We start from the raw sequence: 20,966 nt of genomic DNA, 5'->3' as shown, positions 1-20,966 counted from the left end.
TGGTTAGCCAGCAATTGAGAAGAGCTGAAAAAAGCAAGGTTGGCGTTTTCATTAATTATTTTCTTGGGCTTTTCCGCTAAGTTTTTGGCAAGTAGAGATCATCGGGCACGTATTCATCCGATACTTCTTTGCAATCATATAACGTCATTTTCAGCTCTTTTTCCATTCCCAGCTTTAATAATGGGAGCTCATTTTCTTTATCTTGTGGCGTGGGTGGAAAATAGAATTTATTGACGAAGAAATACTCATTTTTTTTCTCTTTATCTGTACAAGTAAAATGAGTGCTGTAATCTCCGTGATTCAAATGGGGAGAAGTGGAACAAGCTGAGATGAATGCACTAAACCCAAGCGCTAGCCAATGAGCTTTCAATAACGAGTTCAACATTTTAATCTTCCCATTTAAAAAGTTTCGTTTAACTGTGAGCTAGCTTAATGTGTCTCTATTCGTATCGCGCCCACATACACCTTATCAACTAATGAATTTAAGCCCTCTCTAAATTGCTCGTCATCAGCATTGAGTTTAACCCTTCGGTATAGGCCAAATTTAAACCCCAGTTTATCGAGCGTGATATCTTGCCACATATCAAGCTCTGGTATATCTACTGATACAAGCTCTTTTTGAGTAGCAACTTCCGCAATAACGACCTTCACATAACCATCGTTTTGACATGAGAAATCAATACGGGCATCAAGCCAACGCTCTTTGATTAATTCCCAATCAATCTCAGCTAATACGGTATCTTGCTCGCTATGTAATATTCTTAATGCATTATTTTCATTAGCGACGCGCCGAGCAGTAAACGTTAGTAGTGGGTGATCAGCGTCACCTTTTATTTGAAACAGGTGCGAAAACGAGTAACTTAATCCTATGTCATCCGCTTTGAACTGCCAAAAGACAGACATTGCTTCACCTTGCTTACAGGTCAGCTCCTCAGGGCTATTGCGGTATGTTTTTATTTCACTGCGTTGTCTATCTGTTTGCGCTTTTGGAATATCTCGGTCACCGTCTTCTGCCAAGTGAAGTGCAAAGCTAAAGTGATCGCCAATATCGCTGCCTGTTGCAATAGCTAAATGCTCGGCATCGTGAGTTTCTGGTAAATCTAAACTGCCCTCACCAAAAACGGCTTCGACTTGTTCTCTCGCTGATAAGCTAGCATTTGAGTTAGGTACGAGGGTGGTACGTGTCTCAATTGCTTTGTATTCGAATGCTTGAGTGGCAGTATTATGTCCATCAGACACAGACAGCTGTATTGAGTAATCACCCCGTACTAAAGGTGTAAAGTCTAGGTAATCGTTGGTTGTGCTTGGTAAGCTGCTTAATTCTGGTTGCGATACAAACTGCCAAAGGTAACTTAACTCTCGTTGCTCCGGATCGTTTGATAGTTGGGCATTTAGCGATAGCGTTTCACCAGCAAGCAGTGAAGTAAGGTCGTCAGAATAGTCAATGTTAATTACAGGATTTTGATTGGCGGCAACATTCACTGTCAGTGAAGCAGTCTGTGAACGATTGTTGGCGCTAATCGTTAACATCACCTCATAAGCACCTGAACTGTCAGCAATGAATTCAATGTCTTGGCTCGTATCGTTGAATAGTGATACTTGGCTGTCAGATGGTTTACTGGTCAGCTGCCATAAATAACTCAAGGCACCACTTCCTTCACTTTTGGCGCCTGACAGTTGAATACGATCACCCTTGATAGTGTCACTATTAAGTAATTCAATTTTTGGTGTCAACGCTATAGTTTCAGGCTGTGAAGAGTCTGAACGGCCACCGCTACCACAAGATGAGACTAATAAGGATAGCATGAGTAGGAATATCAGTTTGCTCATATCACACCTCAAGCATTAGATTATATTCACTTATAAAGGTTGTTCAGTTAACGCTAAGGCCTTTTGTCTAATACAAGATTAAGGCCTCGGCGCAAAACCATGCTACCTATTGATGATAAATACCTAATTGGTTCAAGTTGCTTACTAGGCGTTTGGCAGCATCAACATCATCCATAAAATAGGTTAAATGAACACGTCTACCGTCACCCTCATCAGTCGCAATTACACCAAAGGCACTGCTCGCCAAGGCAATAAACAATTTGTTGCCATCTAAGCTAATACTGCCATCTTGATTGGTTACTATAGCGGTTGTTAATGCCACTTGGTCAAAGCTACTGTCGCTGTAAAAAACAATGCTAGTGTCATCAACCATGCTAAAGTAAGTGGGCTCGATGGCACCATCTTCATAGTCAATCAGCACCAATTGCTTGCCAAAAAGGCTAGAAAATGGCGCAGCTGGCAGTCTAGCACCAATATTATCGGCATAAGTTTGAGCTGCCGTTTGCTCGCTAAAAATCACCTCAGTTTCATCTTGTCGCGCTGCAAGTGTCACTTCATCATCAGCCAATAAAAAACCAAACTGACTGTGATCTCGAACACTGACCGAGGTATTTACCATAGCAATGGATTGGTCGGCAAACACCTGATACTCACCTATTTCGGTGTTTTCTTCATCATATATCCACTGATAGCTGTTATCGCTTTTAAAAGTCAATTGAGTGACGTATTCTGTTTGACCGTCATAATAATCACTATCAACGGCATACAAGGGTTTGTTAAGATAATTGTCGACGGCTAATAATCCCGTTAACGCCATTGGCGGCATCGCTGGATAATATGAGCTTTCAGGTAATTGTACTAATACCGGACGCTCATCAGCTTTACGCACTTTGCGGTTGTCAAACGAGATATATTCAAATTCACCATCGGCATCACGATCAAAGTGATGGGTGTTAGTGATGTAGATAAGCTGCTCGTCTTGTGCTAATAATTGCCAGTCGCGGTTGTGGAAAAAATAGCAGCCATGACTAAGGCTAAAACAGCCAGGTTCAGTGCGATTGTCGGCAAATAAATAACGCGTTATCGACAGTCGACCTTGCTCGTTAATACGCCATTCTCCGTATTGAACGCCGACTTCATCTGCACTTAGCTGGCCATCTTCATTACGGTCGCGAGTACTAAAGGTATAAGCTTCACCTGTTGGCCATAGTTCCCACCAAAACTGATCAATACCGTCGTTGCCAAAATTAAGCGCGTATATTCCCGGCACCTTGGCTAAGTCAAATTTGCTGTTATCATCAAGCAGTTTGCCTATACCAGCAGTACCATAAGACTGAGGCTCAGACTCGGACTCAGTTTCGACCAATACGCCAAAGCTCTGCACACTTTGTCCCTGATTTAACTGGCTATACCAAAGTTGGCGATTATCTGCCAAGGTGATATTGAGCTCAGTTTGGCCGTGAGCCGAACCTGCTCTAACTCCTAACTGCCAAGTCAAATCCATATCAATATTTTCGGCGTGGCCTGTACCATCATCGTTTAGGGTAAAGTTATCAGCGTAAATGTAACCTTTTTCACGATCTTCAAAGGGGATGCTAGGCAAAGGCAGTGAAAACACACCACCTTCTGACGTTAAATTAATGGCTTGTATGCGATCTGCTGGTGTGGCACTTACTTGGTCTTCGTATTCAAAGGGAATATCGTCGAATTCGCCATTTGGGTAAGTAGTGATGCCCGACACTCGTTTGGTAAAAATAACGCCGTAGTTATCACTACTGACAACGGTGTAGCTGATATTATCGGTTTTTCTGTGCGCTTCAACCTGCTGTGAGACACCGTTAACAACTTCAACTGGAAAAGATATTTGTGTGCGATCAGCGGCAGAAAAGTCCAACAACAATTGATTATTGGCATGGTTAAACGTCACGGTATGGCTCCCCTCCGGATCGTAAAACTTACCTGTATTATCGGTTGCTGACATCTCGAAGTACTCACCACTGCACGAGTTACAAGCGCTGATATAATAAGCTTTAACTGCTTCATTGATATTCGCATTCGTGATGTTGCTATCCGCTAACATCTCCTCGGCGGCTTCGGCAAATTCAGCAGAGTCTTTCACCTGAGTAATATAATCGCTTAACGCGCTATCGCTTGCTAACAGTGCTAGCGTATTGTCAATGCCTTCAGGCAAGGCTAAGTCGGGGTTGTTAGCCGCTTTATCAATAACTACCTTGATGGCAGTAGCAACTTCTAATAAGCGGTTAGCATCTAAACTGCTAGCTAGCTCTGCGATTTTGCCGTTGGTTAAAATCGCCTGACCGCCGTTGGCTTTGCTCATCAAAGCCACTTTGGCGGTCGATAAATTGGTGACATTAACGGCAAAGTTCTCTGTGCTCTGCAATATATTATCATCGCCTGCTTGTACACTTAACGCTTCAAATGTACCGACAATAGAGCTCAGATGAGCTACCGCCTGCGCTTCTTTGCCTTGAGCATTTATCTGTACCATCCCCTTGGTTAAGTCATCATCAACTTGCAGTTCAATACTGTACTGGCCCACTGCATCAGCGTTTGTGCTGAATGTTTGCTCTCCTACCTGCACATTAATGTCGGCATTGGCAATCGGCGAATCCGTGGCGATGCCATCAATGGTCAAGCTGATCAAATGTTGTGTGATTGCCACTGTCACTTCAGCCCGACTTGAAAGCCCTTGGTCATCGGTCGCGGTGAGCGCAAAGATAAGATCTTGCGGGCTATCAACGGCGGGGGCCGTAAAGCTTATCGTGGTTGAATCGGCACCACTTAGGGCAACCTCACTACCGCTGACTTGTGACCATTGATAACTAGCGATAGTGCCATCATCACTAACATTAGCACTCACCTCGATAGGCTGCTTTTCTTGCCCCGTCACGGCTTCCAAAGAAATAATAGGTGCTTGGTTCGCTGGCTCAACCACCGCAGAAGCGTCATCATCAGATGAAGAGCCACACGCCGACAAATAACTACTCAGTGCAACAGCTACTAGCGATTTTGAAAGTTTAATCATATATTTTCATCCTTTTTTATGATTCATGCTGAGATATTAAAAAGTGCAATATTTGAGCGCGTTTTCGCTGATAAAACGCTATTCACTCACATTAAAATTACAACTATTATTACCCTTGAAAACCACCTTGTTTCAAGAGTTAAAAGCATTAAAATTCAAATAGTTAAAAACTATGGTAAAAATTTGGGAAAATGGGAATACACTGGGAAAATACTGGGTAATTAATGAGAGTGATTCACTAGGTTTCACTGAGTCTGATAAGAGAATGCGAATTATTACAGGCTAATACTCAACAATGTCGGCTTTGTCTTGCCCCTTTCATTTGTTACGATTTACTCGTTTAAAATCGTTAATGTCGTGATAAGGACGTCTTCATGAATGAAAAGCAAGAGCAATCAATTCTAAAAAGTAAAATAGCCGACATGTGCAGAAAAAAAGGCGTAAAGATGACCTTTGTTTATGATCTGCTCTGCGTTTCCAGTTCATCCTATTATCGAGTTTTATCGAAGCCGCTTTCAGATCTTCACGTAGATCGATTAGCCAATTTTTTAGATGTTCCAATTGAAACCGTTCACAGCTGGCACCCTATAACCACGCAGTCAGATATTTTCGATGTTGATATTGAGTTAGCTGAAAATGAACCTCAGCAGGTTGAAAAAGTTGAGGCTCAAGAAAATAGCTCTTGCTCGATGCAAACCGATAATATATCCCCAAAATCAGCGGCACCTAATAGCAAAAAACGCAACATTAAGTATGCTTGGTCACTCGTTATACTGACACTTATGACGTTAACCTTTGCCCTTTACTTAAAAAACTCGGAAACCTACTTTCTTCGTCACACAGGCAACTTCGCTGGCTTTGGTACTGATTATGATATTTCAAATGTTGAAGGGCTTAGTGATTTTCATACACAGCTATATTCGTACAAATTTGAAAATGTCGAAGTGGCTATTAGTGGTAATGATATCGAAATGATCACTAATATTTACACCAATAGTCTTGACGGCGAAAATGCAGATTATATCGGCATTTTTAAAGCAACTGGTAAATATCTAAATGGTTTTGCTGCAATGCATTACAAAATTACTGCTGATTTCAATGGTGAAGAGTGGATAGGGGTAATGATGTTAAAAATTGGAACAACAGGTCATGCCAAGGGATATTGGCTTACTGCACACCATGACGGCGATGCAACCAGTCCTGGGCCTTTTGCATTTGGTGATACCAATTTAAGACGGGTACAAGAAAAAATTAGTAAAGCTATTGCCGATTCAAGAGAGTCAGAATGACCACATTAAATTTCAACAGTTATCGAAATGAACTTCTACAACGATGTGATGGAAAAATCGCATGGTGTTATCGCCAGCTTTTTTAGTTCATCTTTTTTCTGGCTAAAGCCTAGCTTTGTTTATCGCTCAAAGCGCTACTTAGGATTTTTTCTTGAAATGCCAAAGTATGGGGTTGTGAGCATGGCGCAGTACCATATTATTTTCATCTAAGGTTTCTACGCGCCACGTTTGTAACGTGCCGATTCTCCCTTGAGCGTGTTTTTCAAAATCAAACACATACTCTAAGGTGAGCTCTTCACCAGCTAAATCCCAGTTACCTTCTGCCAAGGATTTACTGTGGTTGTGCTCTGCCACTTTGAATTCACCCCAAGACAATTCAAGTCGTTTACCTTTTTTATCGTACCAATCGCCCATCATTAGCTCTTTGCGGTAGCTTTTGGTAAAGCTTTCACCATTAACGCGCAGGTAATTTTGCGTGCGGTTGTCGGGAGTAATGACACTCATGCGCGTATGGTTTAACGAGCTGACGTTAAGCTTTTCTGAAACGCCAACCCTATCGCTATTTTGTGGATTTTTGCTATCGCGCGTGTAGGTTAGGATGATGTCTTGATTGTCTTCTCGCCAGCGGCCACTGAATAACGTGTCTAACTGTCCGTGGCTTGCTGACCAACGATGAATTTCAAATAATCCATTGCTGTGCAAAAATAGCGTGCGCAGACCTTTTGCGGTCATTGACCACCAGGCACCTTCAAAATAGGTGTCGACACTTGCTTGCTTGGCGCGCTTGGGTTGAACGCCAATGTTGAGCTCTTCCATTTCTTCTTTTAAGTCTGGTGGTGGGGTTTGTGAAAAGTGCGTATTACCGTCTTTGTCGACCCACTTGTAAATTTGGGCGCTGGTGCTAAAGGCTATGCCTAGGCTCAAGCTCAGGCTTAGTGTGAGGCATAGATTAAGCCTCAAAATATGAGCGGTTTTCATGTTGGCGCACCTTTGTCATTATTGTTGTTTTTGTGTGTTTGTTTTTAGGCTTTCGTCTTTACGCTGTGTCTTTAAGTAATGATTACTGAGTTAACGCGCTTGGCTGCGCGGACTAAACAGCTTTTTTCGCTCTTGCATCAGGGAAAAATAATAACCGGAATATTCGCGTTTCAGGCGGTTGGCTTGATTGTGTGCTTTGCGGTTGCGGTCTCTACATTTTACCCAAGCCTTGGCACGGTCACTGTTTGTCCATCCCGTTTCATTAGGCTGCCTGCATTGGTCGTTGATGCGATTCACCGCAGAGGATGCCATTTCGTGTTCGTTGATGATGCTGTCGGAAACTTCTTGGTAATAAAGCTCGATAGTTTTTTGGTTAACGGCAACACGACACGCCGCGTCGTCTAGGCTTTTCTTTAAACCACTGGCTTTGCCGTTTTTCTGCACTTTGATATAGCGATCAAACATCATTTGGTAATAACGCCACGAGCCTTGTAGTGACGACATTGCATTTAACAAGCGCGTGTTTAGGTTTTGTTGGTATGCGTAGGTGTTGTCTTTACATACACAGCCAGTGTCGGTGCAGCGCGCAACCGCACCACCAACTCGCGGTGAGACAAACCATGAAGGGTGAAAGCCAAATTTACCTTGTTTGGCTTTGTAAAGTTCAGTTTCTTGGGCTTCTTGAGCACACGGTGTCCCTTGGAATACGACAGCGCCATTAGCATCAGTGCATTGATATACTTTGCTGTGTGCAGAAAACGACATGAGTATCAGGGCGAGCAGTGCGACAAACCGCTTGATCGGCATGTGAGTTAGTCCTTTAACTGAGGCCTCTGGCTAAGGCAGGGTACCAGTGGTCAGATATGTTTATAATTTGGACAAAATGTTACCCCTGTTTAGCCTAGGCTTCAATGGTTTACATGCAAATTTTTTAACTCGACTTGGGCGCGCGTTTATCCCTTGTTTTGCTCGCGGCGCTTTTGCGCAAGTGCTTGAAGTTGTTTAGATTGCTGGTGCAAACTGTGACGCACTAAGGTTTCTTGATCTTCTTCGCGAATATGTTCAAAAACCACCTTGTAGGCCTGCTCGGCTTGTTGCGTGGTGTGTTCGGCCACGTCGTTCTCCAGGGGCATAACTTCAACGAGTTCGCCAATGCAGTAAACAGCGCAATTTTCTTCCAACAAGAAAATTTTCATTTCGAGGCGCTGGCCAACCGCAAGGGTTTGAGCACTGGTAAAAATCACTCCGCCGCCGCCAAAGCGAATACCTTGATAGCGCATTGCTGGCTCGTCTTGTTGGCTTAAAATATAGCCGACGAGTAAGTCGATTTTATGTGCCTGATGATTGAGAAAATCTGACAGCTGCGAGGCGACAGCGCCTAACCCCTGAATAGAGCGAATCGCCGCCTGATCGATAGAGACCATGTCGCTCGCCATTTTAAACGGCAACGGCATACCTGCCATAAAGGCGTCAAAGCTGCTGGCTTGATGCGCCGCTATCGGGGTTAAGTTAATGTTGAATTGATGTTCGATGGAGAAGAATTCATCAAATTGTTGCAACTTCGTTTGTAAATCTGGCGGGATGATTTGTGTGCTCATGTGTTTACCTTATTGCGCGAGCTAGTGCTGACCTAACAACTTTTAAAGTCCAGCTTTTAAGAACTGCATGGTGCTTGCGCGCGGCGTGCGTTATCTTACCTGTAGCTATTAGTATTCTATATTTATTGAACTTTTTCGAGGAATTTGTCACTCATACCCCATCCATAGCTCAGTAAGGTAAGTGCCAAACAAGTGGCTCTTAGCTAGGTCGCGGCTAGGTAGGCTGACTTGAGGCAGTGTGATATGCTCTGCACCAAACTATGTTTCTATGTTATGCCGGACTAAAGCAGGGCGCTTGATGACATGCTGAGTTCTAGCGTATTCAGAAAACAAATAAAATGGACACACAAAACTAATATGTTCCAACCGGTGAATTGGTTTATTGGCTTGAGGTATAGCCAAAGTCGAAGTCGAACAGGCTTTGTTTCCTTTATTACCTTTTTCTCTATTGCAGGCATTTTATTGGGCGTTGCTTCGCTTATCACTGTCGTTTCGGTAATGAACGGCTTTGAGAACGAACTAAAAACGCGCGTGCTCGGTTTAGTGCCTCATATCACAGTGGCAACCTCCCCCGATGATGATAGCGTCCGGCAATCGCTATTGACCTTGCCGGAAGTGGCCAGAGTTACGCCATTGGAAGAAACCGAGGCCTTAGTGCAGTCAGCCTCTGGGATGTCGGGTATTTTAGTGCAAGGGATTAACCCGGGCTTAGAGCAAGACTCCATCATCGCATCTCATATGATTGCCGGCAGTTTGTCTGATTTATCACCCGGCCAGTACCAATTGGTAATTGGCCAAGCTTTAGCGCGAAAACTCAACGCCAATATTGGCGATAATATACGCTTGATTTTACCCAGTCGTACCATGTTTACGCCCATGGGGCGCGTTCCCCTGCAGCGCAATTTTAAGGTGGCAGGGGTGTTTAATTTAGGCTCGCAAGTGGATGATACTGTGGTGTACTTGCATCAAGCTGATGCCCGTAAAATTATGCGTAAAAAAGGCAGTGAAAATCAGCTACTGCGTATTTATTTGCACGATGCGTTTGACGTTACCCAGTTGATGCCCAAACTAGAAGCGCAGTGGCCAACACTCGAGATGACCACCTGGCAACAAAGCCAAGGCACCTTGTTCTCCGCAGTAAAAATGGAAAAGAACATGATGTGGCTAATGCTCGGGTTAATTGTTGCTGTCGCGGCTTTTAACATTGTGTCAGCACTTGTTATGGTCGTTAATGATAAACAAGGTGAGATCAGCATTTTGCAAACCATGGGGCTCAATAAAGCGGGCATTGTGCAAATCTTTATTACCCAAGGCATGGTGAACGGCGCATGGGGCGTAATGTTAGGCACGGGCTTGGGGCTTTTGCTGACCTTTACCTTGAACCCTATGCTGAGCTTGTTCGGCATTAATCTTTTTGGCGCTGGCTATGTTAGCCAGACCTTGCCTATTGTATTAGCTTGGTCAGACGTTGGTGTGATTGTTATCGGCGCTTTTGTCATGAGTTTTGTTGCCACCCTTTATCCGGCCTATCGCGCCAGTCAAACCCTACCTGCTGAGGTATTAAGAAATGAGTAGTGTTCTGCAATGTCGTCACCTGTCAAAAAGCTATCAGGAGGGCGAGGGAAGCACCGATGTATTGTCTGGGCTAGAGCTCGACGTGAAACGAGGTGAATTACTGGCGATTGTTGGGAGTTCAGGCTGCGGTAAAAGTACCTTTTTACACCTTGCGGGCGCATTGGATACGCCAACTGGCGGCCAAGTGATGATTCAAGGGACAGATATTTTTAAGTTAAGCGACAAGCAAAAAGCCCAATTCCGCAATCAACACATTGGCTTTATTTACCAGTTTCATCACTTAATGATGGAATTTAGTGCGCTTGAAAATGTTGCGATGCCCTTGATGATTGCGGGTGAGCCAGCCAAAACAGCGCAAGACAAAGCAAAAGCCATGTTAGTCAAGGTCGGCTTAGCGCATCGTTTAAGCCATCGCCCGTCACAGTTATCGGGTGGTGAGCGCCAACGTGTCGCCATTGCCCGGGCATTGGTAACTGAGCCTGCTTTGGTGCTCGCTGACGAGCCAACAGGCAACTTGGACTTCGACACGGCGCAGCAAATTTTTCAGCTGATAAAGTCATTAAATGCCTCATTGGGGATAAGTTTTGTGATTGTTACGCACGATTTGTCGCTGGCGGCGAAAATGGATAGGCAGCTGCGTTTAGACCACGGTAAGTTGGCCTCACTTGTCGCGCCAGTCGCCGAGACAAGCCAGCTAGGCTAGCCAATAGTGTTAAGTATTAATCTCTTATGCTAGCCCCATCACAATGAACGTTAGAGGATAATTCGTTGTTTCAGCCACTGAGTTTATTTGTTGGCTTGCGTTATATTCGCAGCCGTCGTGGTAAAGGTTTTGCCAAGTTTATTTCTGCTGCTTCAACCTTAGGTATCGCTATTGGTGTTGCGGTGCTGATCATGGTGCTTTCTGCCATGAATGGTTTTGAGAAAGTACTCGCTGACAAGCTGTTATCTATTGTGCCGCACGCGGAGCTGATTGCCGTCAATGAGCCGATCAACGATTGGCAGCAAGGTGCCCAGCAAATGCAGACCCATCCAGAAGTCATCGCCGTCGCGCCAGTGATCAAGTTAACCGGTATGTTGCAATATAAATCCGCGCTGAAAGCGGTGGAAGTGCGCGGTGTAGATGCCAAATTAGAAACACTGGTCAGCGATATTGACGATTATATTGTGGAGGGGCAGTGGTTTAAGTCACATGAGCAAGCGGCATCAGCGGCAACTCCAGGTGAGAAACAAGGTGCGAAAAAACAGGGCATTCCAATTGTGCTGGGCGCAGGTGTCGCTAAGCAGTTGAGTGTAAAAACCGGTGATAAGCTACAAGTACTATTACCTCAACAATCTGGCGAACAAAGTAACCGACAACGTTTTAGCGCACCGAAACGCTTAAACGTGGTGGTCAGTGCAATTTTTCGTTTTGGCGGTACGATTGATGATACGTTAGCGTATTTACCATTGTCAGCAGCTGCCAAAGTGCAAGGCTTTGAGAGCGATACAGTGCAAGGGCTACGGCTTAAAGTTACCGATGTGTTTGCCGCCAACAATATTGCTCGTGACCTTGCTTACCGCTTCAATCACTATGTCTATATTTACGATTGGACATACACGCAAGGGCATTTGTTTAACGACATTCAGTTAGTGCGAACGGTGATGTTTATTGTCATGGTGATCGTGATTGCTGTGGCGAGCTTTAACATAGTTTCAACGTTAATTATGGTGGTCAAAGAAAAGCAGAGTGATATTGCGATTCTCAAAACCATGGGCGCGAGTCACCGCCAAATTATGACAGTGTTTGTTATGCAAGGAATGAGTAATGGTATTCTTGGCGCCTTATCTGGCGCTGTGATTGGGAGTTACTTAGCTCTGTATTTGACCGATATCGTCGCTGGTGTAGAGCAGCTTCTCGGGACAAAATTTTTGTCTGGCGATGTCTACTTTGTCAATTATTTGCCTTCGGTATTAAACCTTAATGAAGTTTACTTAACCGCAGGTGTTGCGATGGTGCTAAGCGTACTTGCCACTATCTACCCTGCGTGGCAGGCAGCTAAAGTTGACCCTGCACAGGTCCTTGGCCAGTCGTAGTTATTTCTGATATCAATAAAAATTTAATCAATAAAAAAGCCGTCAATCACCCCTGTGGTTGACGGCTTTTTCTTAACTTTTACTTTGTCTGGCGTTTAGCCGTTAGCGATAGGTGCGCTTTTTCCATTCTTTTGCTACCGAGTAGCGCCACAGGAGCTGAATACCAAAGTAGCCAATAATCGCGAAGGCTACGGCTAATACACCACAGCCGACTAAAAATGCTGGCCCTATAGTTTGTAAGCTATCGACAACCCACTGCCAGGAAGCTTCAAAGTTAAATGCTTGCTCTTGCGCACCGATCACCCAAGTGCCGACAACATAACAGCCGTAAAAAATGGCAGGCATGGTAAAGGGGTTAGTGATCCACACCAGACCAATCGAAAGCGGTAGATTGGAATGTACTATAATAGCTGTACCTGCCGCCAAGAGCATTTGAAACGGCACTGGAATAAACGCGAAGAACAATCCAACGGCAAAGGCTTTAGCAACGCTGCGCCTGTTTAAGTGCCATAAATTGGCGTTGTGCAATAGGTCACCAAAAATTTTTAAGTGCTTGTTGGACTTAATCGTATGATGATCCGGCATGATACGTTTGATGACTTTTTTGGGCATAAATTACTACAACTAATGGACTTTAGATAAACCACTATGGATAGGTGGCTACTCGGCTTCAGCGTGGGGGCTATTTTGGCACTTTTGCCCCCGCAAGTACCAGCGCTTTTTTATGAATGTTTGTTGATAATTGTAACCCTGTTCGGGTTGCTGGTAAGCCAGTGGCGAACACTGATGTGTATTATGATTGGCGCATTGTGGATACTTAACCACGGCGATGCTTACAATACGATTTGGGCCGATAACGAGATACACACTGAGCAGTTTTTTCGCCAGCAACATCCAGTCTTACTTGAGGTTATAGATATACCAGTAACCACTCAATCTGGGTTAAGGTTTACCGCTCGCATTATCGAAATTAACCAACAATCCCTTCCTCGCGCTATTAAAGTTCGGTTGAATTGGCGCAACTTGGCCTATGGCAAAACTACAGACAAACAAGCAGACAAGCAGGCAGGCCAGTCATCAAACCAAGCTGAATTGCCATTGTTATTGCAGCAAGGGGATCTACTCAGCACCAACATTAAAATAAAGCCCGCTCACGGGTTAGCAAATCAAGGAAGCTTTAATTATCAACGTTGGCTCAGAGCAAATGGCGTTCACGCGACAGGCTATGTTGTTACTAGGCAAAAAACTGTCGCTCAAAACGTAGAAAGCATTCAGCATTCGACAGAGCCGCAGCCACAACTTGCACAAATAACCGCCTTTAAACACGTTAAGGTGGGTAATTCAGTGCGAGAGCGGCTTTATCAGCGCGTGATGCGACTGACCGAGGGCTTTAGTCACCAAGCGTTGATACTCGCCTTGTTATTTGGCGAACGCGCTTTATTTGATGAGCAGATCTGGCAAGTATTGCAAGCGACAGGGACTCAGCATCTGGTCGCCATTTCTGGTTTGCATGTTGGGCTTGTGGTGGTGATTGCTTACTTTTGCTCCGCGGTAGTGCGCAGAGCGATCCCTTTTCACCTCTTTTCGCCAAATGTGCAGCAGTGGCTGACCAAACGCTATACGCAATTTTTCACCTTGGCTTTTAGCGCGATTGTCGCCGTGTTTTATTGCTACCTTGCGGGTTTTTCCATTCCAACCGTACGTGCCTTAATTTTCTTTTTGTTGTTAGCTGCGGGTCAGCTTTTACCCATCAGGTTGTCGCCGACACGCCTTATGTTGCTCAGTGTGGTCGTGACCATTCTCTTAATCCCGTCAAGCGTTTACAGCGCGAGTTTTTGGCTCTCTTATTTGGCGGTAGCTGCCATTATGCTAGTTTATTGGCGCTTTGGGTTTTGGCTCGGCAAAGTACCGCAAAGCCTCCCAACACCGCAAAAGAAAAAGCCAGAGAAAATGCTCAAGCAAGTGGTCAATAAAACGGTACAGAAAGTGGTGGGGTTTATGCTGATTCAATTGGGTATTGTGGTGTTGTTAATGCCAGTTACTGCTTTGTTATTTGGGCAAGTGTCAACAATGAGTGTGCTGGCAAATAGTATTGCCTTGCCACTTGTTGGCCTTTTGGTGATGCCGCTCTTGTTTATTGCTATGGTGCTGTTAGCGCTTAGCGAAACCCTCTTTGGCCTAGTTGCTGGTGTCGCTAATATGACGCTGGAATGGCTCTGGCTGTTTTTATGCTGGGTATCTGCAACGCCCAATGCGTCACTGGCCTTATCGAGCGAGCAAACCTTGTTAATTTGCTTAGTTGTTTTACTGCTTATTTTGCTGACTCTATTCACTCCTAAAATACTCACTCCTAAAATATTCACTCCTAAATGGCAACATCGAAGTCACCATCAGCAGGCAAAGGGAGAGGGAATTAAGGCATTTATGCCAAATAAGACCTTGCTAACAACTGGGGTAGCGGTGGGGGCTATTGCGCTGCTATCGGGTTATGTGCCTGCCCCCAAACGCCAATGGCAAGTGACTGTGCTTGATGTCGGCCAAGGGCTAGCGGTTGTTATCAGCCAAGGTGACAAGGCGATTTTGTATGACACAGGTAATGTTTACCCCAGTGGCTTCAATCTTGCTAAACAAGCTGTGCTGCCTTATCTCAAGCACCAAGGTTTAACTTTAGATTATCTCATCATTAGTCATGACGATAGCGATCACGCTGCAGGCGCTCCACAAGTCATCACCGCATATCCAGATGCTAAGCTTGTATTTAATGGTGAATTCACTGTCGCAACAGCTACTGGCACTGAAAAAGAGCCTTGTCAGCAAGGCAAAACACTAGCGTGGCAAGGTTTAACCTTGACTATGTTATGGCCGAAAACACTTGCCGCAGCGCATAATGATGACTCGTGTGTTATTCGTGTTTCTGACGGCAAAACCTCGGTGCTGCTTACCGGCGATATTACTAAGAAAGTGGAGCGAGCACTTATTCGCGAGACCACAGCCTCAAACTTAGCTTCTGATATTGTGATAGCGCCGCATCATGGCTCTAAATCCTCGTCTTCAAAAGACTTTATCAAACACCTTGAGGCCAAGGCTGTGGTATTTAGTGCTGGCTATTTGAATCAATGGAAAATGCCGAATCAGCAAGTACTTGCTCGATATCAGGACGCAAATACGCAGGTTTTTTCGACGGCACAAGACGGTTTAGTGCAATTTAGCATTTCAACAGATGCGTCAGCAGGACAAAGGTACTGGCAAGTTCACACCTATCGCGCTGATATTTCACCGTATTGGTTTAACAATTAGCACGAATAATGATGAAACCCGCAAGCGATTAATGGTTTATCAGTTGGTTAGGGGGGAGATTGTCGCTACAATAGCGAGATTCACCGAATTAATATGCTGTTATGTCTGCCTTCAATTTGTTCTTAGCGTGCAACCCAGCCTACTTATCTTTAAAACACTCATGCCATGCGCTATTAACAAACGGCCAAGTAAGGTAGCCAAGCTTTATGCGCTTAATTGAAAAAGTCTGGTTTTATCGCCATCCCGCCAAATGGGCATTAGTCCCCCTGTTATTGCCATTAACGGCTTTATTTTGGTTAATTACGTCGCTTCGACGCTTTCTTTATCGCTGCGGTGTTAAATCGTCGACAAGCCCTGCATTGCCAGTGATGGTGATTGGCAACATCGGCATTGGTGGCAATGGCAAAACACCACTGACACTTTATTTGATTGAGCAGTGTGAACGGCTGGGCATTAAGGTCGGTATTATCAGCAGAGGCTATGGCGGTAAAGCGCCGCATTATCCTTATTTAATCAATGAATATAGCACGGCTGCTCAAGCTGGTGATGAGCCGCAAATGATTTTCGACCGCTCTGGTGTGCCGATTGCTGTGGGCTCAGATCGCATTGCATCCATAGCCTTGCTAGCCGAGCAAGGCTGTCAGTTAGTGCTCGCTGACGATGGCTTGCAGCACTATAAAATGAAGCGAAATGCGGAAGTGATAGTGGTTGATGGCAAACGCAAATTTGGCAATGGTTTACTCTTACCCGCTGGCCCGCTTCGAGAGGGGAAATGGCGGTTAAGCTCAGTCGATTTTATCGTCGTCAACGGCAAGTCTGAGGCTGATACTGGCGCAGCACATAAACCATCAAGCAGCCAAGAAAATAATGTTCAAAACGCAGATGACTTTTCTGGGTTAACCACACCTGTGTTAGCGATGGATTTGGCGCCTAGTCAGTTTATAAATTTGGCGACAGGTGAAGCTATTGGTGTCGATGAGTTTATCGAAATTAACTCGACAGTAAATGCGATAGCGGCAATTGGCGATCCGGCGCGCTTTTTTACCACGCTTGAGCAGTGTAAACTTACGCTAAATAAAGCGCAGGGGTTTGTTGATCATCACGCATTTACTGCCCAAGAGCTAACCGAATTATCGGCTTCGATGCCCTTGGTGATGACAGAAAAAGACGCGGTAAAATGCCAAGCCTTTGCACAAGAAAATTGGTGGTATTTAGCCGTTAATGCCACGTTTGAAGTGACTGATGCTGAGCTTTTACACCAGCAACTCAAGCGCTTAGTGAGTACTTGCTAAACTGTATAAGCATGTTCGCTTTTTGAGCGTGTTCCCGTTTACGATTGAAATACAATGAAAGAAAGTAAGAGAAAATTATGGCTTTTGATATTAAATTAATGGAAATTCTTGCCTGCCCGATTTGCAAAGGCAAGCTCACGTTAGACAAAGACAACAACGAGCTGATTTGTAAGTTTGACCGTGTTGCCTATCCCATTGAAAACGATATTCCGGTATTACTGGAAAACGAAGCACGCCGCTTAGAATCAGTAGAAAACTAACCAACACGTTCAAAAAAAAAACAGAGATTGCCTATGTCATTTGTCGTTATTATTCCTGCTCGTTACGAATCATCGCGCTTACCCGGTAAAGTGCTGGCAGATATCGCAGGTAAACCCATGATCCAGTGGGTTGCCGAAAAAGCGCAAGCGAGTGGCGCAGAGAAAGTGATTATTGCAACAGATAACGACGAAGTGGCTAAGGTCGTAGAAGGGTTTGGTGGTGAAGTATGTCGCACACGTGCCGATCATCAATCAGGTACTGAGCGCCTAGCCGAAGTGGTTGAGCAATATCAATTCCCGCCAGAGCAAGTCATCGTTAATGTGCAAGGGGATGAGCCGTTTATTCCGGCTGAAAATATTGCGCAAGTGGCCAAAAATCTTGCATCACAGTCGAGCGAACAACAATCAAGAGCCCGCATGGCAACCCTAGCGGTGCATATTCATGATGCGGAAGAGGCATTTAATCCCAACGCCGTCAAAGTGTTAACGGATAAAGACGGCTACGCGCTGTATTTTAGCCGCGCCACTATTCCGTATGATCGCGAGCGCTTTTTGGCAGCCAATGCTCAATCAGAAAAAGCGAACGAACTACCGGCTGAAATCGGTGATTTCTACCTACGCCATATTGGTATCTATGCTTATCGTGCTGGCTTTATTAGCGACTATGTCAGTTGGCCTGCGAGCAATTTAGAAAAAATTGAATCGCTAGAGCAGCTGCGCGTGCTATGGCAAGGTGAAAAAATTCACGTGGCGGTAGCGCAAAGCCGCACGCCAGTGGAGGGGGTTGATACACCTCAAGACCTAGCGAAAGCCCAAGCATATGCCTCAACCTTAACGGACGAGGGGCTAAGCTAGCGCTACACCTACAAGCCGCGAGCAACCGTTTTGTTACCTCTTATCTATCACGACAACTATTCGTGCGACTTTCCGACTGAACATCGCTTTGTGATGTCAAAGTTTGCTCGGTTGCATCAACATTTAGTCAAAACGGGTATCGCCAAAGCTAATATTATTCGTCCCAAACAGGCGAGCGTGAGTGACTTAACGATTGCACATGCTCAAGACTATTTGCAGGGATTATGTGATAACGGTTTAGACGAAAAAGCGTGGCGACGTATTGGCTTACCGTGGAGCCAAGGGCTGATTACCCGTACTTTAACTGCACCTAATGGCACGTTGCTAACGGCGAGAGTTGCACTGAGAACTGGCTTGGCGTGTCATCTTGCGGGCGGTACGCATCATGCCCATTACGATTTTGGCTCTGGGTTTTGTATGGTCAATGATCTTGCCTACGCCGCAAAAACCTTATTAGCGGAAAAAGCTGTTAAGCGTATTTTGATTTTTGATCTAGACGTACATCAAGGGGATGGCACGGCCAGCATATTAGCCGATGAACCTAACGCCTTTACCTGTTCAATTCATTGTGAAAAGAACTTCCCGTTTCGAAAATCTGCCAGCGATTTAGATATTGGCTTAGCTATTGGGCTTGATGATCAAGCCTACCTAGGCGTTGTGCGCGATACCCTTGAGCAACTTATCTCTGAGCAAAAACCAGATTTAGTGCTTTATGATGCGGGGGTTGATGTTTGGCAAAATGATGCCTTAGGCCGACTCGATATTAGCTGGCAAGGCATTTATCAGCGAGATCATTATGTAATTGATACATGCTTGGCACGCGGTATTCCTATCGCAACTGTCATTGGTGGTGGTTATGATAAAGATCACCAACGTTTAGCCGAGCGTCATGCTATTGTGGTGGAAGCGGCCAATGCTTGTTATCGCAGCCGCTGAATCGCTAACTGCCTGATGGCGTATTGGCTAATAGCTTATTGATTGTACGACACTTTCAATATTCCTTTCCCAAAAACCTCGTTTATTCTTAACAAAAAATAAAAACAGATTCTATTTTATTGGCTATTCTAAAGGCTTTATAAAGTAAATAAAGTAAGCCGCATATGTTATTTCCCCCCGCTGCGCAGCGTTAAGCAGCGCGATTAATCGCTAATACACAGGATAGAAATGATGAAAAAGACCATTTTAATTACGGGCGCTACCGACGGCATTGGCTTAGTAACCGCTACCATGTTGGCAGAGCAAGGCCATCACGTGTTAATTCATGGTCGCAGCACAGAAAAACTCGCAGCATTAAAAGCGCAGCTGGAATCATTGACTGTTGATGGCGAGCGTGCGGTAACTGTCAGTAGCTACCAAGCTGACTTATCTAAATTAACGGATGTCGCTTTGATGGCGGCACAAATTAAGACAGAGCGAACCAGTATTGACGTTGTCATTAACAATGCTGGTGTTTTCCATACACCAGAAACGATGACAGCTGATGGCTTTGATATGCGTTTTATGGTCAACACATTTTCGCCATATTTGTTAACTAAGCTACTGTTACCGTTAATGAAAGGCAATGGTCGCGTGGTCAACTTATCTTCTGCCGCACAAGCCCCGGTTAATGTACAAGGCATGGTTGCTGGTGATCACTTAACCGACAACGCCGCCTATGCGCAAAGCAAATTGGCGATCACTATGTGGACTAATGCACTTGCGGCACAGCGCAGTGACAATGAGCCACTTTATGTTGCCATCAACCCTAAGTCATTTTTGGGCAGTAAAATGGTCAAAGAGGCGTATGGTGTTGCCGGTGGCGACTTGCGGTTGGGAGCGGATATCTTGGTTAGAGCAGCGCTTAGCGACGAATTTAATGATGCTAACGGTCAGTACTTTGATAACGATAATGAGTGTTTTGCTAGCCCTCATCCAGACGCGCTAGATGAACGTAAATGTCACTTATTGGCCGGAGAATTAGAAAAGTTGGTATCTGATTTTTTATCTTAACCCATAGCTGATTGCCTAAAACTACAGCCTCTGCACTCAACACATCGCACTTAGCTGACTTTTTTGGGGAAGCGATGTTATTAGATGGCAGTCACTAGTGAGCGCTTATTAAAAAGTCGCGCATCGCTAAGCTTAATTTTGCTGTTAAAACGACAGCTTGGAAAAGCTTGGCTACACTTAAAAAGCACTATAACAAAGCCTTCAAAAGTAACTTATAAGTAAAAAAATCAAATTATTATGTCAGCCAGCCAAGCGCGCAAAAAAATCTTATTACTGTTCGCCCATCCATCGCAACAGCGTTCGGAAGTGAACCTCCCTATGTTCGAATTGGCAAAGTCACTTGATTTTGTCACTTATGTTGACCTCTACAGAGAGTACCCGCGCCACCATATCAATATTAATCGTGAACAGCAGCGCTTGGTTGAGCACGATATTGTGATTTTTCAGTTTCCATTTTATTGGTATTCGACCCCTTCGCTATTAAAAGAGTGGCAAGATCTAGTACTCGAATATAATTTTGCGTACGGCCCAGATGGCACGGCATTGCATGGTAAAACCTTTATTTGTGCACTTAGTGCTGGCGGTGCCGAGCAAGCTTATCGCGCTGACGGCTATAATCACTTTACCGTGCGTGAGTTACTGCAGCCATTGGAGCAAACGGCCAGATTAACCGGTATGCGTTACCTACCGCCATTTGCGATATTTTCTAGCCGTTCAACGCAGTGTCAGCGCCAACAACATCTTGCTCACTGGCGAAAATTACTGGAAGCCCTGTCGTTTGAGCTAATCAATCATGACAAAGTGGCTGAACTGACCACCATCAATGATGCGCTACCTGCACTGCCCAATTTGGCAAGCATGGCTGTTTAACGGACGCTAAT

At 44.8% G+C, this 20,966-nt stretch carries 18 protein-coding genes; 11 read left to right on the top strand and 7 right to left on the bottom strand.

What is annotated here, in order from left to right; all coding sequences use genetic code 11:
• Window positions 1-76: 76 nt before the first annotated feature.
• The 3 genes from DXX93_RS14960 to DXX93_RS14950 all read right to left on the bottom strand — a co-directional run bounded on the left by DXX93_RS14960 (window position 77) and on the right by DXX93_RS14950 (window position 4,876).
• Complete coding sequence (locus DXX93_RS14960; protein ID WP_116008799.1) at window positions 77-385, bottom strand: hypothetical protein; 309 nt, start codon at window positions 383-385, stop codon at window positions 77-79.
• A gap of 44 nt (window positions 386-429) precedes the next feature.
• The gene (locus DXX93_RS14955) at window positions 430-1,830 is read right to left on the bottom strand and encodes a PKD domain-containing protein (RefSeq protein WP_116008798.1); all 1,401 of its coding nucleotides are present in this window, start codon (window positions 1,828-1,830) and stop codon (window positions 430-432) included.
• Window positions 1,831-1,936: 106 nt separating this feature from the next.
• Window positions 1,937-4,876: a PKD domain-containing protein gene (locus tag DXX93_RS14950; RefSeq protein ID WP_116008797.1), complete on the bottom strand. Its 2,940-nt coding sequence runs from the start codon at window positions 4,874-4,876 to the stop codon at window positions 1,937-1,939.
• Between the two features lie 374 nt (window positions 4,877-5,250).
• Between DXX93_RS14950 and DXX93_RS14940 the strand changes: the two genes are divergently transcribed.
• A complete protein-coding gene (locus DXX93_RS14940; protein ID WP_116008795.1) occupies window positions 5,251-6,165 on the top strand; it encodes a hypothetical protein in 915 nt (304 codons plus the stop codon).
• A gap of 138 nt (window positions 6,166-6,303) precedes the next feature.
• On the opposite strand, the gene DXX93_RS14935 is transcribed toward DXX93_RS14940, so the two are convergent.
• From DXX93_RS14935 to DXX93_RS14925, 3 genes are all read right to left on the bottom strand, one after another.
• On the bottom strand, window positions 6,304-7,143 hold the full coding sequence (locus DXX93_RS14935; RefSeq protein WP_116008794.1) for a DUF4124 domain-containing protein: 840 nt from the start codon (window positions 7,141-7,143) through the stop codon (window positions 6,304-6,306).
• 90 nt (window positions 7,144-7,233) lie between these two features.
• A complete protein-coding gene (locus DXX93_RS14930; RefSeq protein ID WP_116008793.1) occupies window positions 7,234-7,950 on the bottom strand; it encodes a DUF4124 domain-containing protein in 717 nt (238 codons plus the stop codon).
• 146 nt (window positions 7,951-8,096) lie between these two features.
• Window positions 8,097-8,741 carry a PilZ domain-containing protein gene (locus DXX93_RS14925; RefSeq protein WP_116008792.1) on the bottom strand — a complete coding sequence of 215 codons (645 nt, stop codon included), beginning with the start codon at window positions 8,739-8,741 and terminating at the stop codon, window positions 8,097-8,099.
• A gap of 303 nt (window positions 8,742-9,044) precedes the next feature.
• Here DXX93_RS14925 and DXX93_RS14920 point away from each other — a divergent pair, with 303 nt between their 5' ends.
• From DXX93_RS14920 to lolE, 3 genes are all read left to right on the top strand, one after another.
• Window positions 9,045-10,316 carry a lipoprotein-releasing ABC transporter permease subunit gene (locus DXX93_RS14920; protein WP_258872678.1) on the top strand — a complete coding sequence of 424 codons (1,272 nt, stop codon included), beginning with the start codon at window positions 9,045-9,047 and terminating at the stop codon, window positions 10,314-10,316.
• Entirely contained in the window at window positions 10,309-11,019 is a 711-nt protein-coding gene (gene lolD, locus DXX93_RS14915) for a lipoprotein-releasing ABC transporter ATP-binding protein LolD (protein WP_116008790.1), read from the top strand. The genes DXX93_RS14920 and lolD overlap by 8 nt, the downstream gene beginning before the upstream one ends.
• A 65-nt stretch (window positions 11,020-11,084) precedes the next feature.
• Complete coding sequence (gene lolE, locus DXX93_RS14910) at window positions 11,085-12,392, top strand: lipoprotein-releasing ABC transporter permease subunit LolE (RefSeq protein ID WP_116008789.1); 1,308 nt, start codon at window positions 11,085-11,087, stop codon at window positions 12,390-12,392.
• A 102-nt stretch (window positions 12,393-12,494) separates the two neighbouring features.
• Here lolE and DXX93_RS14905 read toward each other — a convergent pair whose 3' ends face one another.
• On the bottom strand, window positions 12,495-13,004 hold the full coding sequence (locus tag DXX93_RS14905; RefSeq protein WP_116008788.1) for a DUF2062 domain-containing protein: 510 nt from the start codon (window positions 13,002-13,004) through the stop codon (window positions 12,495-12,497).
• Window positions 13,005-13,040: 36 nt separating this feature from the next.
• Here DXX93_RS14905 and DXX93_RS14900 point away from each other — a divergent pair, with 36 nt between their 5' ends.
• The 7 genes from DXX93_RS14900 to DXX93_RS14870 all read left to right on the top strand — a co-directional run bounded on the left by DXX93_RS14900 (window position 13,041) and on the right by DXX93_RS14870 (window position 20,955).
• A complete protein-coding gene (locus DXX93_RS14900) occupies window positions 13,041-15,689 on the top strand; it encodes a DNA internalization-related competence protein ComEC/Rec2 (RefSeq protein ID WP_116008787.1) in 2,649 nt (882 codons plus the stop codon).
• Between the two features lie 206 nt (window positions 15,690-15,895).
• Window positions 15,896-16,981, top strand: a complete 1,086-nt coding sequence (gene lpxK / locus DXX93_RS14895) for a tetraacyldisaccharide 4'-kinase (RefSeq protein WP_116008786.1) — start codon at window positions 15,896-15,898, stop codon at window positions 16,979-16,981.
• Between the two features lie 77 nt (window positions 16,982-17,058).
• Window positions 17,059-17,241 (top strand): Trm112 family protein, encoded by a 183-nt coding sequence (locus DXX93_RS14890; RefSeq protein ID WP_116008785.1) that lies wholly within the window; start codon window positions 17,059-17,061, stop codon window positions 17,239-17,241.
• Between the two features lie 33 nt (window positions 17,242-17,274).
• Window positions 17,275-18,096, top strand: coding sequence for a 3-deoxy-manno-octulosonate cytidylyltransferase (gene kdsB / locus DXX93_RS14885; protein WP_116008784.1), 822 nt, complete (start codon window positions 17,275-17,277; stop codon window positions 18,094-18,096).
• 30 nt (window positions 18,097-18,126) lie between these two features.
• Complete coding sequence (locus DXX93_RS14880; RefSeq protein ID WP_258872677.1) at window positions 18,127-19,032, top strand: histone deacetylase family protein; 906 nt, start codon at window positions 18,127-18,129, stop codon at window positions 19,030-19,032.
• A gap of 231 nt (window positions 19,033-19,263) precedes the next feature.
• On the top strand, window positions 19,264-20,085 hold the full coding sequence (locus DXX93_RS14875) for an SDR family NAD(P)-dependent oxidoreductase (protein ID WP_116008782.1): 822 nt from the start codon (window positions 19,264-19,266) through the stop codon (window positions 20,083-20,085).
• A 237-nt stretch (window positions 20,086-20,322) separates the two neighbouring features.
• Window positions 20,323-20,955, top strand: coding sequence for an NAD(P)H-dependent oxidoreductase (locus tag DXX93_RS14870; RefSeq protein ID WP_116008781.1), 633 nt, complete (start codon window positions 20,323-20,325; stop codon window positions 20,953-20,955).
• The last annotated feature ends 11 nt before the right edge of the window (window positions 20,956-20,966 follow it).

This window comes from Thalassotalea euphylliae (assembly GCF_003390335.1).
GTDB classification, from domain to species: Bacteria; Pseudomonadota; Gammaproteobacteria; order Enterobacterales; family Alteromonadaceae; genus Thalassotalea_F; species Thalassotalea_F euphylliae_B.
This window is presented reverse-complemented; position numbering and strand designations above follow the sequence as displayed.

Excerpts from the sequence above, each read along its gene's own strand:
- DXX93_RS14890 (WP_116008785.1), top strand. The coding sequence starts at position 17,059 with ATGGCTTTTGATATTAAATTAATGGAAATTCTTGCCTGCCCGATTTGC.
- DXX93_RS14960 (WP_116008799.1), bottom strand. The coding sequence starts at position 385 with ATGTTGAACTCGTTATTGAAAGCTCATTGGCTAGCGCTTGGGTTTAGT.
- DXX93_RS14905 (WP_116008788.1), bottom strand. The coding sequence starts at position 13,004 with ATGCCCAAAAAAGTCATCAAACGTATCATGCCGGATCATCATACGATT.
- DXX93_RS14950 (WP_116008797.1), bottom strand. The coding sequence starts at position 4,876 with ATGATTAAACTTTCAAAATCGCTAGTAGCTGTTGCACTGAGTAGTTAT.
- kdsB (WP_116008784.1), top strand. The coding sequence starts at position 17,275 with ATGTCATTTGTCGTTATTATTCCTGCTCGTTACGAATCATCGCGCTTA.
- DXX93_RS14930 (WP_116008793.1), bottom strand. The coding sequence starts at position 7,950 with ATGCCGATCAAGCGGTTTGTCGCACTGCTCGCCCTGATACTCATGTCG.
- DXX93_RS14920 (WP_258872678.1), top strand. The coding sequence starts at position 9,045 with ATGCTGAGTTCTAGCGTATTCAGAAAACAAATAAAATGGACACACAAA.
- DXX93_RS14935 (WP_116008794.1), bottom strand. The coding sequence starts at position 7,143 with ATGAAAACCGCTCATATTTTGAGGCTTAATCTATGCCTCACACTAAGC.
- lpxK (WP_116008786.1), top strand. The coding sequence starts at position 15,896 with ATGCGCTTAATTGAAAAAGTCTGGTTTTATCGCCATCCCGCCAAATGG.
- lolD (WP_116008790.1), top strand. The coding sequence starts at position 10,309 with ATGAGTAGTGTTCTGCAATGTCGTCACCTGTCAAAAAGCTATCAGGAG.
- DXX93_RS14870 (WP_116008781.1), top strand. The coding sequence starts at position 20,323 with ATGTCAGCCAGCCAAGCGCGCAAAAAAATCTTATTACTGTTCGCCCAT.
- DXX93_RS14940 (WP_116008795.1), top strand. The coding sequence starts at position 5,251 with ATGAATGAAAAGCAAGAGCAATCAATTCTAAAAAGTAAAATAGCCGAC.
- DXX93_RS14900 (WP_116008787.1), top strand. The coding sequence starts at position 13,041 with ATGGATAGGTGGCTACTCGGCTTCAGCGTGGGGGCTATTTTGGCACTT.
- DXX93_RS14925 (WP_116008792.1), bottom strand. The coding sequence starts at position 8,741 with ATGAGCACACAAATCATCCCGCCAGATTTACAAACGAAGTTGCAACAA.
- DXX93_RS14955 (WP_116008798.1), bottom strand. The coding sequence starts at position 1,830 with ATGAGCAAACTGATATTCCTACTCATGCTATCCTTATTAGTCTCATCT.
- DXX93_RS14875 (WP_116008782.1), top strand. The coding sequence starts at position 19,264 with ATGAAAAAGACCATTTTAATTACGGGCGCTACCGACGGCATTGGCTTA.